The 16578-nt window shown below is 74.1% G+C and carries 10 protein-coding genes; 5 read left to right on the top strand and 5 right to left on the bottom strand.

What is annotated here, in order from left to right:
- Positions 1-32 precede the first annotated feature (32 nt).
- Positions 33-1418 (top strand): 8-oxoguanine deaminase, encoded by a 1386-nt coding sequence (locus JK361_RS02835; protein ID WP_201813986.1) that lies wholly within the window; start codon positions 33-35, stop codon positions 1416-1418.
- A gap of 243 nt (positions 1419-1661) precedes the next feature.
- Positions 1662-3029 (top strand): nucleobase:cation symporter-2 family protein, encoded by a 1368-nt coding sequence (locus tag JK361_RS02830; RefSeq protein WP_201813985.1) that lies wholly within the window; start codon positions 1662-1664, stop codon positions 3027-3029.
- A 173-nt stretch (positions 3030-3202) separates the two neighbouring features.
- On the opposite strand, the gene JK361_RS02825 is transcribed toward JK361_RS02830, so the two are convergent.
- The gene (locus JK361_RS02825) at positions 3203-3994 is read right to left on the bottom strand and encodes a helix-turn-helix domain-containing protein (RefSeq protein ID WP_307787135.1); all 792 of its coding nucleotides are present in this window, start codon (positions 3992-3994) and stop codon (positions 3203-3205) included.
- Positions 3995-4090: 96 nt separating this feature from the next.
- Between JK361_RS02825 and JK361_RS02820 the strand changes: the two genes are divergently transcribed.
- Positions 4091-4942: an SDR family oxidoreductase gene (locus JK361_RS02820; protein WP_201813984.1), complete on the top strand. Its 852-nt coding sequence runs from the start codon at positions 4091-4093 to the stop codon at positions 4940-4942.
- Between the two features lie 227 nt (positions 4943-5169).
- Here JK361_RS02820 and JK361_RS02815 read toward each other — a convergent pair whose 3' ends face one another.
- The 4 genes from JK361_RS02815 to JK361_RS02800 all read right to left on the bottom strand — a co-directional run bounded on the left by JK361_RS02815 (position 5170) and on the right by JK361_RS02800 (position 9373).
- Positions 5170-5592 carry an acyl-CoA thioesterase gene (locus JK361_RS02815; protein WP_201813983.1) on the bottom strand — a complete coding sequence of 141 codons (423 nt, stop codon included), beginning with the start codon at positions 5590-5592 and terminating at the stop codon, positions 5170-5172.
- 119 nt (positions 5593-5711) lie between these two features.
- Positions 5712-6332: a hypothetical protein gene (locus JK361_RS02810; protein ID WP_201813982.1), complete on the bottom strand. Its 621-nt coding sequence runs from the start codon at positions 6330-6332 to the stop codon at positions 5712-5714.
- 393 nt (positions 6333-6725) lie between these two features.
- Positions 6726-7328, bottom strand: a complete 603-nt coding sequence (locus JK361_RS02805) for a histidine phosphatase family protein (RefSeq protein WP_201813981.1) — start codon at positions 7326-7328, stop codon at positions 6726-6728.
- 245 nt (positions 7329-7573) lie between these two features.
- The gene (locus tag JK361_RS02800; protein ID WP_236052329.1) at positions 7574-9373 is read right to left on the bottom strand and encodes a trypsin-like serine peptidase; all 1800 of its coding nucleotides are present in this window, start codon (positions 9371-9373) and stop codon (positions 7574-7576) included.
- Positions 9374-9688: 315 nt separating this feature from the next.
- Between JK361_RS02800 and JK361_RS02795 the strand changes: the two genes are divergently transcribed.
- Positions 9689-12049, top strand: coding sequence for an MMPL family transporter (locus JK361_RS02795; RefSeq protein WP_201813980.1), 2361 nt, complete (start codon positions 9689-9691; stop codon positions 12047-12049).
- Positions 12042-16574, top strand: coding sequence for a type I polyketide synthase (locus JK361_RS02790; RefSeq protein WP_201813979.1), 4533 nt, complete (start codon positions 12042-12044; stop codon positions 16572-16574). The genes JK361_RS02795 and JK361_RS02790 overlap by 8 nt, the downstream gene beginning before the upstream one ends.
- The last annotated feature ends 4 nt before the right edge of the window (positions 16575-16578 follow it).

Below are 16578 nucleotides of genomic sequence, written 5' to 3'. Positions count from 1 at the left end.
CACGGACCGCCGCTGAAAGACAAGGAAGCACCATGGCACCATCGGCAGACCAGCGCATCGTCATCGAGAACTGCGCGATCGCGACCGTGGACGCGGGCGAAACCGAGTACGCCTCGGGACACCTCGTCCTCGCCGGCAACCGGATCGAGTCCGTCGGCGCGGGTGACGCCCCCGAGGGGCTGGAGAACGTGGTGCGCCGGATCGACGGACGCGGCCATCTGGCCACGCCCGGTCTGGTCAACACCCACCACCACTTCTACCAGTGGATCACCCGGGGCCTGGCCACCGACCACAACCTCTTCAACTGGCTGGTCGCGCTCTACCCCACCTGGGCGCGCATCGACGAGGGAATGACGTACGCGGCCGCGCAGGGGTCGCTCGCCATGATGGCCCGCGGCGGTGTCACCACCGCCATGGACCACCACTACGTCTTCCCGCAGGGCTCCGGCGACCTGTCCGGCTCGATCATCCGGGCCGCCGCCGAGACGGGTGTCCGCTTCACGCTGGCCCGTGGTTCGATGGACCGCAGCGAGAAGGACGGCGGTCTGCCGCCGGACTTCGCCGTCGAGACGCTGGAGGGCGCGCTCGCGGCGACCGAGGAGACCGTCAAGAAGCACCACGACGCCTCCTTCGACGCCATGACCCAGGTGGCCGTCGCCCCCTGCTCCCCGTTCTCCGTCTCCACCGAACTGCTCCGCCAGGGTGCCGAACTGGCCCGCCGGCTGGGCGTACGGCTGCACACCCACGGCTCGGAGACCGTGGAGGAGGAGAAGTTCTGCCACGAGCTGTTCGGCATGGGCCCGACCGACTACTTCGAGTCCACCGGCTGGCTCGGTGAGGACGTGTGGATGGCGCACTGCGTCCACATGAAGGACTCCGACATCGCCGCCTTCGCCCGCACGAAGACCGGTGTGGCCCACTGCCCGTCGTCCAACGCCCGCCTCGCCGCCGGCATCGCCCGCGTCCCCGACATGCTGCGGGCCGGCGTCCCGGTCGGCCTCGGTGTCGACGGCACCGCCTCCAACGAGTCCGGCGAACTCCACACCGAGCTGCGCAACGCCCTGCTGATCAACCGCCTCGGCGCGCACCGCGAGGCAGCCCTCAGCGCCCGCCAGGCGCTGCGGCTCGGCACCTACGGCGGCGCCCAGGTCCTCGGCCGGGCCGAGCAGATCGGTTCGCTGGAGCCGGGCAAGCTGGCCGACGTGGTGCTGTGGAAGATGGACACGCTCGCCCACGCCTCCATCGCCGACCCGGTGACCGCCCTGGTCTTCGGTGCGGCGGCCCCGGTAACCGCGTCCTTCGTCAACGGCCGGCAGATCGTCGAGAACGGCCGCCTGCTCACCGTCGACGAGGACGCCGTCGCCGCCACCACCCGCGAGGAGGCCCAGCGCCTCGCCCGGATCGCCGCGCAGGGCTGATCCACTCCGGGACTCCCACAGACTCCGGCCGAGAGGGACGGCTCCCGGCCGGGACCGTGGATCCGAGCGGGATCCACGGCAGCCGTCTCCGGGGCGCGTGCCCAAGCGCGCCCCGGAGACGGGCACCCCCACACCGCTCGCCCACCGCTCACGTCCCCACCCCCGTCACGGTCCCGCACGACTACACGCACCACCTCCCTGAAACCCACGTCGACGACGTGTCACCCGCCCGGAGGAGCCGCCGTGGCCGCCCATCCAGTTGACGAGAAACTCCCCGCCCTCAAAATGGCGACCAGCGGTCTGCAGCATGTGGCCGCCATGTACGCCGGAGTCGTAGCCCCACCGCTCATCGTCGGTGCGGCCATCGGCCTGTCCGCCACCGAGCTGACCTTCCTCACCGGCGCCTGCCTGTTCACCGCCGGCCTCGCCACCTTCCTCCAGACCCTGGGTTTCTGGAAGATCGGCGCCCGGCTGCCGTTCGTCAACGGCGTCACCTTCGCGGGTGTCGCCCCCATGACCGCGGTAGTCGCCTCGACCGACGACAAGTCCGACGCCCTGCCGATCATCTTCGGCGCGGTCATCGTCGCCGGCCTCCTGGGCTTCGTCGCCGCCCCCTTCTTCAGTAAGGCGATTCGCTTCTTCCCACCGGTCGTCACCGGCTCGGTCATCACCCTGATCGGCGTGTCCCTGCTTCCGGTCGCCTTCGGCTGGGCCCAGGGCCTCAACCCCCGGGCCGACGACTACGGTTCGACGACCTACCTCGGCCTCGCCGGCATCACCCTCCTGATCGTCCTGCTGCTGCGCCGCTTCACCCGCGGCTTCGTCAAGCAGATCGCCGTCCTGCTCGGCCTGATCGCCGGCACGCTGGTGGCGATACCCTTCGGCGTCACGGACTTCAGCCCCGTCGCCCACGCCGACGTGGTCGGCTTCCCCACCCCGTTCCACTACGGCGCACCGCAGTTCCAGCTCGCCGCGATCCTCTCGCTGTGCGTGGTGATGGTCGTCTCGATGACCGAGTCGACCGCCGACATGCTGGCGCTCGGCGAGATCGTCGAACGGCCCGCCGACGAGAAGACCATCGCGGCCGGCCTGCGCGCCGACACCCTCGGCTCCGCGCTCAGCCCGCTGTTCAACGGCTTCATGTGCAGCGCCTTCGCGCAGAACATCGGCCTGGTCGCCATGACGCGGATCCGCAGCCGGTACGTCGTCGCGACCGGCGGCGGCTTCCTGGTCCTGATGGGCCTGTGCCCGATGGCCGCCTCGCTCATCGCGGTCGTGCCCCGTCCCGTGCTCGGCGGCGCCGGTGTCGTCCTGTTCGGCTCGGTCGCCGCGAGCGGCATCCAGACCCTGGTCCGGGCCGGCCTGGAGCGGGACAACAACGTCCTGATCGTGGCCGTGTCCCTCGCGGTCGGCATCATCCCGATCACCGCACCCGGGTTCTACCACGCGTTCCCCGAGACCGCGAAGATCGTCCTGGACTCGGGCATCTCCACGGGCTGCGTGACGGCCGTGGTGCTCAACCTCCTCTTCAACCACATCGGCAGGGGCGGCGAGGCCCAGGACGTCACCCATCCGATGGAGGCGGGACAGGAGATCGCCGCGGTCCACTGAGCCACCGCCACGAACTCACAAGGCCGGGGGCCACGGGGACGAACCCGTGGCCCCCGGCCTTCGTCGCGTGGACGGTCCTCATCTCCGGTGACCCGGAGTGCCCGAAAGTGCTGTCCGGCGGCCGTGGGAATGGAGCGGCGCGGGTGGAGGCGTTCTCCCGTACGCCTGCGTGTTCAGCCGCGCGCGCCCGCCCGGCACGGGGTCGTCGCGGGCAGGCGGCCGGTGAAGTAGGAGCGTGGCGGGACGCCCATCAGGGCGCGGAAGTCGGACGTCATGTGCGACTGGTCGTAGTAGCCGGTGCCGGCGGCGACCTCCGACCAGGGTGCGGTCGACGCCCGGGTGAGGACCGTGCGGACGCGGTCGATGCGGGTGTAGTGCTTCGGGGAGACACCGACGCCGTCGGTGAAGAGGTTGCGCAACTGCCGCTCGCTCACGGCGAGTTCGTGGGCCACGTCGCGTACCTGTGCCGGTGCCCGGTCCCCGCGGACGGACAGTGCCTCGACACCCGCCAGCAGCAGCGCCGTGCGCGAGGATTCCGCGGTGGCCGGCAGCAACTCGGGGAGCGTCTCGGACAGGTACGGCACCACCTCGTCGGTGTCCAGCCACCGCAGCCCGCTCGCCAGCCGGCGCGCCGCGCTCCCGGGCAGCGCGTCCAACGGGACCGCGCGGCCGACCAGATCGGCGACCGGGACACCCAGCAGCGGCCGGGCCGCCCCGGGCGCGAGGCGCAGCTCCACACAGGAGGCCGTCGCGTTGCCGTCGTGGTACGAGGCCCGTACCCGCGGGCCCAGCGCCAGCACATCGCGGTGCCCGTCCGCCGTCACCCGCAGCACCACCTTGGTGGAGGCGTCGGGGAGGCGGACGAAGGCGTCCTCGGCCGGTCCGGCGCGGGGCGAGGTCCGCACCCCGGTGATCCAGGGGCGCAGCGCCTCGGGCATGGTCTGTTCGGCGGCGGCGTTCGGCACTCTCCCACGATAGGGGCGGCGCACGGTGTTCCGGGCGGGCCGACCGTGCCGGAATTTCCAAGAACCAGGGGCACGCTACGGCTCATCGTGGATCCCATGATTCTGGTTACGGGTGCCACGGGCACGATCGGCAGGGAAGTCGTACGACAGCTCACGCAGCGCGGCGAGAAGGTCCGGGCGCTGACCCGCGACCCGGCGAAGGCACAGGTGCCGCCGGAGGTCGAGGTGGTCCGCGGGGACTACGGCGAGCCGGGCTGCCTCGACGGCCCCATGACCGGGGTGACGGCCGCGTTCCTCGTCGGGGCTCCGGGGCCGGCCGCGGCGCACGACCTCGCGCTGGTCGCCGCGGCGCGCACGGCGGGAGTCCGCCGGCTGGTGAAGCTCTCCGCCATGGGGACCGGAGACCCCGACACCGGGCCGTTCGGCCTGTGGCATGTGGAGGGGGAGCGGGCCGTGCGGGAGAGCGGCGCCGAATGGACGGTCCTGCGGCCCTCGACGTTCGCCTCCAACACGCTGAACTGGGCCGAGGCGCTGCGCGCGGGCGAGCCGGTGCCCAACCTCACGGGGAACGGGGCGTCCGGGGTGATCGACCCGCGCGATGTGGCCGCGGTGGCCGTGCGGGCCCTGCTCGACGGCCGGTTCGCGGGCCGGACCTACACCCTGACCGGGCCCGAGGCGATCAGCGTCCCGGAACAGGCGGCCGAACTCGCCTCGGTCCTGGGCCGGCCCGTCCCCACCCGGGACCTCTCGCCCGACGAGACCCGCGACTTCCTCCGTACCGCCTGGGGCCTCGACGCCGCGAGGGCGGAGGGCGTCCTGGCGGGCCTGACCCACGTCCGCCGGGGCGGGAACGCGACGGTCACCGAGGACGTACCCGAGGTGCTGGGCCGGGCGGCACGGACCTACCGGGCGTGGGCGGAGGACAACAAGGGCGCGTTCAGCGCGTAGCGCCGCCGCGGGCACGGGCCGCGGGCACGGGGAGCCGAGGTCCGGATGGTCCACGGTGCCCGAGGCCCGGACGGCCTACGGCGCCTGAGGTCCGGGCGGTGAGCGGCGCGGTGCCGAGGTTCGGGTGGTGTGCGGTGTCGAGGGCCCGGTGGTCCGGGGCGTCGACGTCCGGGCGGTCACGATGCCAGGGGCCGGCCGGGGCGACCGGCACCGGGACCTCCGGCGGGCTACAGACCGAACAGGCCGAGGTCCGTGGCCAGTTCCTTGAACACCTCCCGCGGATCGGCGACCAGCTTGCGCTCCGCGAGGTTCATCATGCCGCCCACCGCGGTGACCTCGGCCGCCAGGATGCCGTCGGCCTTGCGTATCTCCTGCCGGATCCGGAAGGTCTTGCCGGTGCCCCACTCGAAGGCGCAGGTGACGTCGACCTCGTCCCCGGCGAGCAGTTCGCGCAGGTAGCGGATGGTCGTCTCCAGCGCCACCGGTCCCACACCCCGGCCGACCAGCCGGGCCTGGCTGATGCCGGCCGCTTGGAGGAGCGACCAGCGGGCGTGTTCGGCGTAGTTGAGGTACACCGCCTGGTTGAGGTGCCCCTGCGTGTCGGTCTCGTAGCCGCGGACGGTCACACGGACGGAAAACGGTTCGGTCACTGCTTGCCCTTCTCACGTTCGGTTCTGGCGGTCGACCGATCTTGACACGCCGGTCAGGCCCGGCGCGGTGAGGCCAGCAGATGCGGCCAGGTCCGGCGCGGTGAGGCCAGCAGATGCGGTCAGGTCCGGCGCGGTGAGGCCAGCAGATAACGTGCTCTGGTCCGGGGCTCGGTGTACTCGCCGGCCTGCCAGCCGGCCCGCTCCAGCGTGGCCGCGCAGGCCGCCAGGGTCCCGGCGTCCGGTGCGTGGACCGCGACCGCCTCCGGCTGCGGGGTCGCCCGGACCCGGTACCCGTCCGCGTCCCCGCCCGCCGGCCGGTGTCCGGCCGCCTCCAGCGCGAGCGCCGCGGCCCGCACCAGATGCGTACGCTCCCACCCGCACGGCCGGTCCGCCGCGCCGTCCGGATTCGTCATCCGGCGCAGCTCCAGCAGCCCCTGCCAGGCGCCGTGCACCTCGCGCCGCCGGGCCGGACCGGATTCGGGCGGCTCCTCCTCGCCGCCGACGCGGGCCTCGAACACCCCCGTGTCGGGTGCGGGCCGCGCCGGCGCCTCGGGCACCGCGTCCCGTGTCCGGTGGCCCGCCGGGGTGAGGAAGTGGTCGTGCGGCGGCCGGGGATGCCGGAAGGCGAGTCCCCGCTTCACCAGCGCCGCGAGCTGGTTCTCCGTGCCGCGCAGCCGGCCGGTGACCGGATCGGCGGCCTCGATCAGCCGCCGCTGCGCGGCGGTCGGCGGTCGGGTCACGGGATGCTCCTTCCGAGCCGTCGCTCCGCGGAACCGCCTAACGGACGGTCCGTTCGCAGCGTACGGCCCGGGACCGACAACGCCCCTGGCCCTCCCGGGTCCGACGACACACCTGCTTCTCCGAGACCGACAACGCCCCGACCTTTGCGGGGCCGACAACGCCCCGGCGTTCGCGGGGCCGACAACGCCCCGGCCTTCTCGGGGTCGACAACGCCCTGGCCTTTGCGGGGCCGACAACGCCCCAGCCTTCTCGGGGCCGACAACGCCCGGCCTTCTCGGGGTCGACAACGCCCTGGCCTTTGCGGGGCCGACAACGCCCCAGCCTTCTCGGGGCCGACAGCACCCGGCCTTCTCGGGGTCGACAGCGCCCGCTTCTCCCGGTCCGACAGTGCCCTACTCCTCCCGGGGCCGGATGTTCCAGCCCGCCACCACCGGTCGGCCGTGCTCGGTGCCGAGGCGGCACAGCGTGCCCGTCGCGAGCTGGAAGAGGGCCCCGTGCTGGGGCGCGAGGCCCAGCCGGCGGGCGGTGAGGACACGGAGGAAGTGACCGTGGGCGACCAGCACGACGGCGCCTTCGGTGTCGGCGAGGGCGGCGTCGGCCTTGGCCAGCATCCGGTCGGCGCGCTCCCCGACCTGCTCCGCGGTCTCGCCCGGGTGGTCCGGCGGGCCGGGCACGACGCCGTCCGTGAACAGGAACCAGCCGGGCCGGCTCCGCTGGATCTCCGGCGTGGTCACGCCCTCGTACCCGCCGTAGTCCCACTCCCGCAGGTCGGCGTCGACCCGGGCGTCCGGGATCCCGATGAGCCGTGCGGTCTCCCGGGCCCGCTGGAGGGGGCTGACGAAGGCGGCTCCGATGCGTTGCCCGCGGATCAGCGGAACCAGGCCGCGCGCCTCCGCACGCCCGTGCTCGGTGAGGGGCACGTCGGTCCTGCCGGTGTGCCGCCCGGACCGCGACCATTCGGTCTGCCCGTGCCGGACGAGAAGGAGGTCACCCATGTCACCCATGTTGGCACGGCGGCACAGGGCGCTCCGCAGTCGGCACTGCGCCAGACGGCCGCTCGTTCCGCCGCCGGGGCCGCCGGCCCGTCGGAACCCGGCCCGCGAGGCCGGCCGTGGCCGGTCCTGCCGCAGAAGCCCGCTCAGCTGCCAGCTCCCGCAGCCGCCGCGGGCCCCGCCGCCGCGGCTGCGGGGCCCGTGGGTCGTGGCGGGTCGGGGCGGCGGTGTTCCGGGGTGCGTGGGGGTCAGGTGCCGGGGTGGACCAGCGTGTGCTCGGTGCCGAGGGCCTTGGTGCCGGTGTCGGCGTACAGCGTGGTCTCGCCGTCGGACCAGCGCACGATCAGGTCGTTGCGGGAGCGGTCGTGGCGGAAGTCGCCGGCCGTCAGCACCTGGGCGTGCTGGAAGAGGCTGTTCGGGCCGAGCACCCGGGACCTGGTGCCGAGCCCCGTGGCCGAGGTGTCGGTGTACGTGTCGAGCGCGCCGTCGGACCAGCGCACCAGCAGGTCCCCGGCGGCCGTGCCGCCGAAGTCACCGCCGGTCAGCAGGGCGGCCTTGGTCCAGGTGCCGTTCGCCGCGATGAGCCGGGTACTCGTGCCGAAGCCGCCGGCCCCGACGTTGGGATAGAGGGTGAGCCTGCCGTCGGCCCAGCGGACCAGCAGGCCGGTGCCCCCGTCGCTCCGGAACGGTCCGGCGGCGAACTGGACGGCGTTCGCCCACGCGGAGCGGGGTGCCGCCATCCGGATCTCCCGGCCGAGGCCGGAGGGGCCGGGCTGCGGGTAGAGGGTGACCTCGCCGTCGGACCAGCGCACCAGCAGGCCGGCCCGGTCGCCGCCGCCGAAGGTGCCGCCGGTGAGGGTCCGGGCGTGCGTCCAGGTGGTGTTGGCCTTCTCCAGCCGCTTCTCGGCCCCGAAGCCGCCCCGGCCGTCGCCGGGGTGCAGGGTGACCGAGCCGTCGGACCAGACCACGAGGAGATCGCCGTGCCGGTCGCCGGTGTAGTCGCCCGAGGCCATGAGCGCGGCCTTGCGCCAGCGTGCCGCGCCGCCCGCCAGCGTGCCCTTCAGGCCCCGGTACGCGGGCAGGTCGGCGGGCGGGGTCTGGTCGGCGACGGCGTCGGCGAGGAGGTTCTCGGCGTCCGCGCCGAACGCGGTGCCGTAGCTGATGTAGTCGACGTTCGCGTCGTTGCCGCCGCCGTTGTAGCCGCCGAGGTTGCCGATGACGTGTCCCGTGCGGGCGTCGTCCTTGTAGTCGGTGATCCACGGGCTGCCGGACACCCCGCCGTAGTAGCCTCCGCAGGTCATGGACAACTGCCGGTAGCCGCGGAGCTGCTTCGTCGGGACGGTGCACTTGACCGCGCGGCCGGCGCTGTTGTGCCGGTAGGCGGGATAGCCGACGACGCTGACGCCCCGGTGGACGTAGCCGGAGGGCCGGGTGAAGGTCAGCCCGCCGCCCACGGCGTCCTGGAGGGAGACGCCGCGCTGGTTCGCGGAGACCCGGGCGAACGCGGTGTCCAGGTCGGAGGACGCCCCCTTGGTGGTCGTCGATCCCCGGTCGGGCTTGTACCGGGGATCGATGAAGACCCGCTGGATGTGGAAGATGCCGTACGGCTGGCGGTCGGGCGCCGCGCCCTTGACGAACTTCGGCACGAAGACGTAGTCGCTCTTCATGCTCAGCGCGCAGTGGGCCGCGGTGAGCACGATGTCGCGGGCCGGGGTGTCGATCACGCTGCCGGTGCAGTGCCAGGTGGTGCCGCCCGGCCCGTCGGAGCCGAAGAACGTGCCGACCAGCCGGGTGCCCTTGAACAGGGTGCCCTTCGGCCGGGCCGCCGCCGCGGCCGCCGCCCCCGGCGTCGACGGCGTGTGCCGCACCGCGTCCAGCGGCCGGGACCCGGCCATGCGCTCGGCGGTCCAGAACCGCGCGGCCTCCCGTGCCTCCTGCCCGGCGGACGGGCCCGGCGGCGACGCCGCTTGCGCGGCCGGCGCCGTGAGCCCGATGGGCGCCGCACACAGCACGGCCACGGCGGCCCGGCGCATTCGATACGAGAACAACGGTGCTCCCCCTGGTCTGCTCGATCGGGACCAGGGGGAGGGACCGCGGCGCGCGCTGGTCGAGGCCATGCGCCGAATGACGTGCGAAGCCCCCCTGGCCGGCCCCACCGCCGGAGACGACGGGACACGTGATCTTCGCACAGGTACGCGAAACAAGCGCGGCCGGACCGCCGCCGAGCCGCCGCTACCGCGCTGCGCGCCCTCCGTCAAGTAACGAGTAGTCGGGGCTGGGGCGCCTCACCGCTCCCGGGAGACGGTGGCAGCCGACCGTCCCCGCGAACCGCCGCCGCGGACGCGAACCGGAAAGGAGACGGGATGTACCGCTGGCTCGGCTCCTGCGCCGCCCGTCGCCCCTGGTGCGTGCTGCTCGCCGCCCTCGGATTCCTCGTCCTGTCGCTGCTCGTCGGCTCGTCGGCGACGGGCCGGCTGAAGACGCAGGGGTACGACGACCCCGCCTCCGACTCCAGCTTCGCGGCCCGGGTGACCGCGCCGTACCAGGGCGTGTCCGCGAACCTGGTCGTCGTCGCGCGGGCCCGCCACGGCGGAGTCGACGCTCCCGCGGCACGCAGCGAGGGACGCGCACTGACCCGGCGCCTGACCGCCCAGCCGTACGTGAGCGACGTCTCCTCCTACTGGAGCGGCGGGCCGGCGGAGCTGCGCGGCCGCGACGGCCGCTCGGCGCTGTTGGTCGCCCACGTCGACGGCGACGGCGACCAGCTCGGCCCGCGCGCCGAGCGGGTGCGCGCGGCGCTGTCCGGCCGGACGGCCCTCACGGTGCACGTGGGCGGCACGGCCCTGGCCGACCACGAGATGCAGGAGCTGGCCGCCTCAGACCTGAAACGGGCCGAGGCCGTCGTCCTGCCCGGCACCCTTCTGCTCCTGGTCCTGGTGTTCGGCAGTGTGATGGCGGCGGCCCTGCCGCTGCTGATCGGCGTACTGGCGATCGGCGGGACCCTGCTGGCCCTCAGCCTCATCGGCGGCGTCACCGATGTGTCGGTGTTCGCGCTGAACCTGACCACCGCACTCGGACTCGGCCTGGGCATCGACTACGGGCTGCTGATCGTCTCCCGGTTCCGGGAGGAACTGACCGCCGGGCACGAGCCCCGCGAGGCCGCCCGGCGAACGGCATGCGCCGCGGGCCACACCATCTTCTTCAGCGCCGCCACGGTCTGCGCGGCGCTGGCGGCGCTGCTGCTCTTCCCGCCGTACTTCCTGCGCTCCTTCGCCTACGCCGGCATCAGCGTGGTGGCCGTCGCCGCGGTCGCCGCCGTGACGGTGCTGCCGGCGCTGCTGGCGCTGCTCGGCCGCCGCGTGAACGCGTGGGCGGTGCCCTGGCGCCGCAGGACCCGGGCCGGTTCCGCCTCGCGGTTCTGGCAGCGGCTGGCACGGTGCGTCGTACACCGCCCGGTGCTCGCCGCACTGCCGGTGCTGGCCCTGCTGGCGGTGCTCGCGGCCCCGTTCACCCACGCGGGCTTCGCGACTCCCGACGACCGGGCGCTGCCCCGGACCACATCCAGCCGCCAGACCGGTGACCTGCTGCGCGGCGACTTCGACCGGGGCAGCGCCGACGCCCTCACGGTGTTCTTCACCAGCCGTACGCCCCGGACCGCGCCCGACTACGCACCCGGGCTGTCCGCACTGCCCGGCGTGGCCGAGATCGTCGGACCGTACGGAGTGTGGCGGCACGGCGTCCGGGTGGCCCCTCCGGGCTCCGCGGCGACCCGCCTGCTGCCGTCCGGTCCCGGCGCTCCCGCGCTGTTCTCGGTGGTGCCGGCGGCCGACCCGCACTCGAACGCCGCCCAGCGCCTCGTCCGTGCCGTCCGCGGGATGCCGACGCCCGCGGACAGCGAGATCCACGTCGGCGGTCCGAGCGCCGCGCTCGTCGACGCGAAGGACACCATCGCCGGGCGGCTGCCCCTCGCCGCGGCCGCGATCGCCGGCAGCACCTTCCTGCTGCTGTTCCTCTTCTCCCGCAGCCTCCTGCTGCCGCTGAAGGCGATCGCGCTGAACTGCCTGAGCCTCGCCGCGGTCCTCGGCGCCATGGTGTGGGTCTTCCAGGACGGGCACCTGCGGACGCTGCTGGGGTTCACGCCCGGCCCGCTCAGCACGACCATGCCGGTACTGCTGTTCTGCGTCGTCTTCGGGCTCTCGGTCGACTACGAGGTCTTCGTGCTGGCCCGCATCAAGGAGGCGCACGACGCCGGACACGACACCGCCGACGCGATCGTGACCGGTGTGGCCCGCACCGGCGGCATCGTCACCACGGCGGGCGCCCTGCTCGCCTTCACGCTCCTCGCCTTCGGTACCTCCCGGGTGGCCCTGCTGCAGTTCTTCGGGATCGGGGCGGGCCTGGGCGTCCTGCTCGACGCGAGCCTCGTGCGCGGTGTCCTCGTGCCGGCGTTCATGCGACTCGCCGGCGGACTGAACTGGTGGGCGCCGTGGCCCTTCGGCGGTCGGTCCGGGCCGGCTCAGGAGCCCTTGCACCGGCCCGCCCCAGGCACGGCACCGGCACACCCGCCGCCACCGCCGCCCGGAGGCCGACGGTCACCGCCCCCGTCCCCGTCCCCCTGTCCGTCCCCGTCCCCGTCCCCCTATCCGTTCCCGTCCCCCCACCGCCCCTCCCGAACCGGCTGCCCGCACCGGGCACCAGAACAGAAGCAGGTCTCCCATGAATGACATCGCCGTCGTCGGCCTCGGCTGCCGCTTCCCCGGCGCCCACGGCCCTCGCGCCTACTGGCAGCTCCTCCTCGGCGCGCGCCCGCGGTTCGCCCCCGTCCCGAAGGAGCGCTGGAACCACGCCGCGTTCCACGACCCCGTCGACCGGTGCGCTCCGGACACCGCCTATACCGACCAGGTCGCCTTCCTCGACGGAGTGGACCGCTTCGCCGCCTCGCACTACGGTCTGCCACCCCGCCGCGCGGAGGCCATGGACCCGCAGCACCGGCTGATGCTCGATGTCACCCGCGAGGCCCTCGACGACGCGGGGCTCGGCCGGGGCGGCTTCGACCGGGACGGCACCGGCGTCTTCTTCGGCCTGTCGGCGTCCGACTACCGGGAGCTGATGACGGCGAGCCTGAGGGCACGCGGCATCGCCCAGGGTTCTTCCGACCCCGCCCTCGCGCGGGCGATCGAGGACCGGGCCGTGGCACGGCTCGCGGTCGCCGACTCCTTCGCCCTTCCGGGAAGCCTGGTCAGCATGGCGCCCGCCGCCGTGAGCCGGCACTTCGGGCTGGGCGGGCCCAGCTTCGCCGTCGACGCCGCGTGCGCCGGCTCACTGATCGCCCTGGAACAGGCGGTACTCCACCTGCGCCAGGGCACCTGCACCACTGCCGTCGTCGGCGGCGTCTACCTCAGTCTCACCCCGGACAGCCTCGTGGGCTTCTCCCGTCTCGGCGCGCTGTCGGCCCACGGGGTGTGCCGCCCGTTCGACGAACGGGCCGACGGCTTCGTCCTGGGCGAAGGTGCCGGCGCGGTCGTCGTACGTCCCCTGAAGGACGCGCTGGCCGCCGGTGACCGTGTCTACGCCGTCGTCAAGGGCATCGGCTCGGCCAACGACGGCGTCACGCCCGGCCCCCTGAGCCCCACGCCGGAAGGACAGCTGCGGGCCCTGCGCCGCGCCTACGCCGACGCGGGCCTGCCGCCCTCGGCCGTCGGATTCATCGAAGCCCACGGCACCGGCACCACGGTCGGCGACCGCGTCGAGGTGGAGGCGCTGCGCCGGCTGCGCGCCGAGTACCCGGACGAGGACCCCAGCCTGAGCTACCTGTCCTCGGCCAAGGCGCTCATCGGGCACTCGCTGTCCGCGGCGGGCATCGCGGGGCTGATCAAGACCGCCCTGGTGGTGCACCACCGTACGGTCGTGCCCCAGCCGGACTACACCCCCAACCCGGCCCTCGGGCTCGACGCCGCCGGCCTGCGCGTCGCCGGCACCGTCCGGCCGTGGCCGGACGGCGGCGCCCCGCGGTGCGCCGCCGTCAGCTCGTTCGGCTTCGGCGGCACGAACGTCCACGTGGTCCTGCAGCAGGCACCCGTCCCCGTACGGCGGCCGGCGCAGGCCCAGGCCGCGCCCGAACCCCAGCTCGCCCTGGTCTCGGCGGGCAGCCCGCAGCTGCTCCAGGAACACATCGGCGAGCTGCTCGCCGCCCTGGAGCACACGCCCGGCGTCTCGATGGCGGCACTGGCCCACACCCTGGCCGGCCGTGCGCCGCTGCCCAGCAGGCTCGCCATCGTGGCCGCCGATGCCGCCGGGTTCACCGAGCGGCTGCGCCGGGCCCGGCAGCAACTGGCCGAGGGCACCCGGGGCGACCTCGGTGACGGTGCCTTCGCCGCCGACGCACCCCTGCCGCCGGCCGGGCGCCGGGTGGCCTTCGTCTTCCCCGGACAGGGCAGTCAGCAGCCGGGCATGCTGCGTGACCTCCACCGGAGGTTCGCCGAGTTCCGCCGCGTCGTCGGCGTGCTGGGCGGCGTGGCGGGGACCGACGTGTCCGGTCTGCTCTACGGCGACCGCCCGCCCGAGGAGGTGCGGCGGCGGCTCGCCGCCACCGAGGTGTGCCAGCCGGTGCTCGGCACCGTGCAGATCGCCGCCCCCCGGCTGCTGGCAGCGTGCGGCGTGGCCCCCGACCTCGTACTCGGCCACAGCCTCGGCGAGTTCGCCGCGGCCGCGGCGGCCGGCTTCCTCACCGACGAGGACACCCTGCGGCTGCTCGCCCACCGGGGTGCGGTGATGCAGGGGGCCGAGGCCGAGTCCCGTGGCGGGATGCTCGCCGTGCAGGCCGACAAGCACACCTGCCGGCGGCTCGTGCGGGGCATCGACGACGTGTGGCTCGCGTGCTTCAACCACGCGCGCCAGATCGTGGTGAGCGGTACCGAGGAAGGGATCGCGGCGCTGCGGCGGGTCTGTGCCGAGGCGGGGATCGCGGCCTCCGTCCTGGAGGCGTCCAGTGCCTTCCACTCGCCGCGCCTGGCCCGGGCCGACGACGCCGTGCGAACGGATCTCGCCCGCCGCCCCCTGGGCACGCCCCGCCTGCCGTTCGTGTCGGCCGTGAGCGGCACGGTGTGCGGCGAGCCGGGGCGGCTGCGGGAACTGTGGGCGCGCCACACCTCCGGGCCGGTCCACTTCGGCGACGCCGTGCGCAGCGCCTACGACGCGGGCGCCCGTGTCTTCCTCCAGGTGACGGGGGGCGGGTCGCTCCTCGCCTCCGTCCGCCGCAACCTCACCGACCACGCCGATGTCCACGTCGTCGCCGGTACCGCGCCGGACGACGCGTGGGGCTTCCCCCGGGCCCTGGCCAGGCTGGCGGTCCTGGGTGTCCCGGTCGACCCCCGGTCCCTGGTGCGGAAGGACGACCGCCGGCCACTGGACCTGCCGGTGGCCCGTCTGGAGGAGCGGTCCTACTGGGTGCGCCGCCCGGGTCCCGGCCGGAAGCCGGACATGGCCCGGCCGCCCGTCCAGACCCCGCCCCGCCCCCGGTCCGCGGCCGACGATCCGGCCGACGATCCGGCCGTCCGGTCATCCGGCCCCGCGACCGACCGCACCGCCGACGCCACCGACACCCCGGCCCAGGAGGCCCCGATGCGCGAACTGCTCGACCTCATCCAGCAGCAGGTCACCGCCCTCAGGCAGCTGAGCGACACGCTGCCCGTCACGGCCACGGCCGACGCCCCGCCCCGGCCCGCGGCCGCCGCTCCCGGGCCACTGTCCCCGCCGGCTCCCTGTCCGGCCCCCGAGGCCGAGGACCCCGTGCTCGAGCACATCGCCCGTGTCAGCGCCTTCCCGGTGGAGCGGCTGCGGGCCGGTCAACTCCTGGTCGACGACCTCGGCTTCGACTCGCTGATGCTGACCGACCTGTTCGCCTCACTGAAGGCCCGCTGGCCCTCGCTGACGATCGACGAGCGGTGCGCCCGGCCGACCGTCGGGAGCGTCCAGGCGATGATCGGGGAGGCCGCCCCGGAGGCCGGCGCCCCGCCGCCCGAGGAGCAGCGGCGCATCGAGTGCTTCCCCGAGGTCACCGCACACCACGCGCGGATCGGCGTGCTCGGTGAACTCCGGCTGCCGAACCCGTACTTCCTGGTCCACGACCGCGGCATGACGGACCGGACGGTCGTCGACGGCCGGGAACTCGTCTCCTTCTCCGGGTACAACTACCTGGGCCTGGCCACGCACCCGCAGGTGGTCGAGGCCGTCAAGGAGGCCGTGGACCGGTACGGCACGTCGGCTTCCGCCAGCCGGCTGCTGTCCGGCACCCGTCCACTCCACCTCGACCTGGAGGGCGAACTCGCCCGCACCCTGGGGGCCGAAGAAGCGATCACCCTGACCGGCGGGCACGCCACCAACGTCACCGTGATCGGGCACCTCGTCGGGCCGGGGGACCTGATCGTCCATGACGCGCTCGCCCATGACAGCATCTTGCAGGGCTGCAGGCTGTCCGGCGCGACGCGGCGGCCCTTCCCGCACAACGACGCGGCGGCCCTGGACGCACTCCTCGCCGGGATCCGCAACCGGTACCGACGGGTACTGGTCGTGGTGGAGGGCGTGTACAGCATGGACGGGGACATCGCCGACCTGCCGGGCCTGGTCGCGGTCAAGCGCCGGCACGCGGCGCTGCTGATGGTCGACGAGGCGCACAGCATCGGTGTGCTCGGTGCCACCGGGCGTGGTGTCGGCGAACACTTCGGCGTCGAGCGCCCGGACGTCGACCTGTGGATGGGCACCCTGTCCAAGTCCCTGGCGGGGTGCGGGGGTTACGTCGCGGCCGGTCGTGCCGTGGTCGGCTATCTGCGCTACACCGCGCCGGGCTTCGTCTACAGCGCGGGCATGACTCCCGCCGACTCGGCCGCCGCACTGGCCGCGCTGCGGCTGATGCGGGCCGAACCGGAGCGCCTCACCCGGCTCAGGGAGAACGCGGCGCTTTTCCTGCGCCTGGCCCGCGAGGCGGGCGTCGACACGGGCAGCAGCGAGGGCACGCCGATCGTGCCGTGTGTCGTGGGAGACTCGGTGCGGACACTGCGGCTGGCCCGCGCGCTCTTCGAACAGGGCGTCAGCGTCAACCCGATCCTGCATCCGGCGGTTCCCGAAGAACTGGCCCGGCTGCGGTTCTTCCTCACCAGCGCGCACACGCCGGAACAGATCCGGTACACGGTGGCGGTGCTGGGGGAACAGCTGCGGAGGGCCGGCGGCGCGCAGATCGCCCCCGCCGCGTGACGGG

The sequence above is a fragment of the Streptomyces musisoli genome, assembly GCF_016741855.1.
Classification (GTDB): domain Bacteria; phylum Actinomycetota; class Actinomycetes; order Streptomycetales; family Streptomycetaceae; genus Streptomyces; species Streptomyces musisoli.
This window is presented reverse-complemented; position numbering and strand designations above follow the sequence as displayed.

Bases quoted from the DNA above. Each gene is read 5' to 3' on its own strand.
- JK361_RS02805 (WP_201813981.1), bottom strand. From the start codon at position 7,328: ATGGGTGACCTCCTTCTCGTCCGGCACGGGCAGACCGAATGGTCGCGG.
- JK361_RS02835 (WP_201813986.1), top strand. From the start codon at position 33: ATGGCACCATCGGCAGACCAGCGCATCGTCATCGAGAACTGCGCGATC.
- JK361_RS02795 (WP_201813980.1), top strand. From the start codon at position 9,689: ATGTACCGCTGGCTCGGCTCCTGCGCCGCCCGTCGCCCCTGGTGCGTG.
- JK361_RS02790 (WP_201813979.1), top strand. From the start codon at position 12,042: ATGAATGACATCGCCGTCGTCGGCCTCGGCTGCCGCTTCCCCGGCGCC.
- JK361_RS02820 (WP_201813984.1), top strand. From the start codon at position 4,091: ATGATTCTGGTTACGGGTGCCACGGGCACGATCGGCAGGGAAGTCGTA.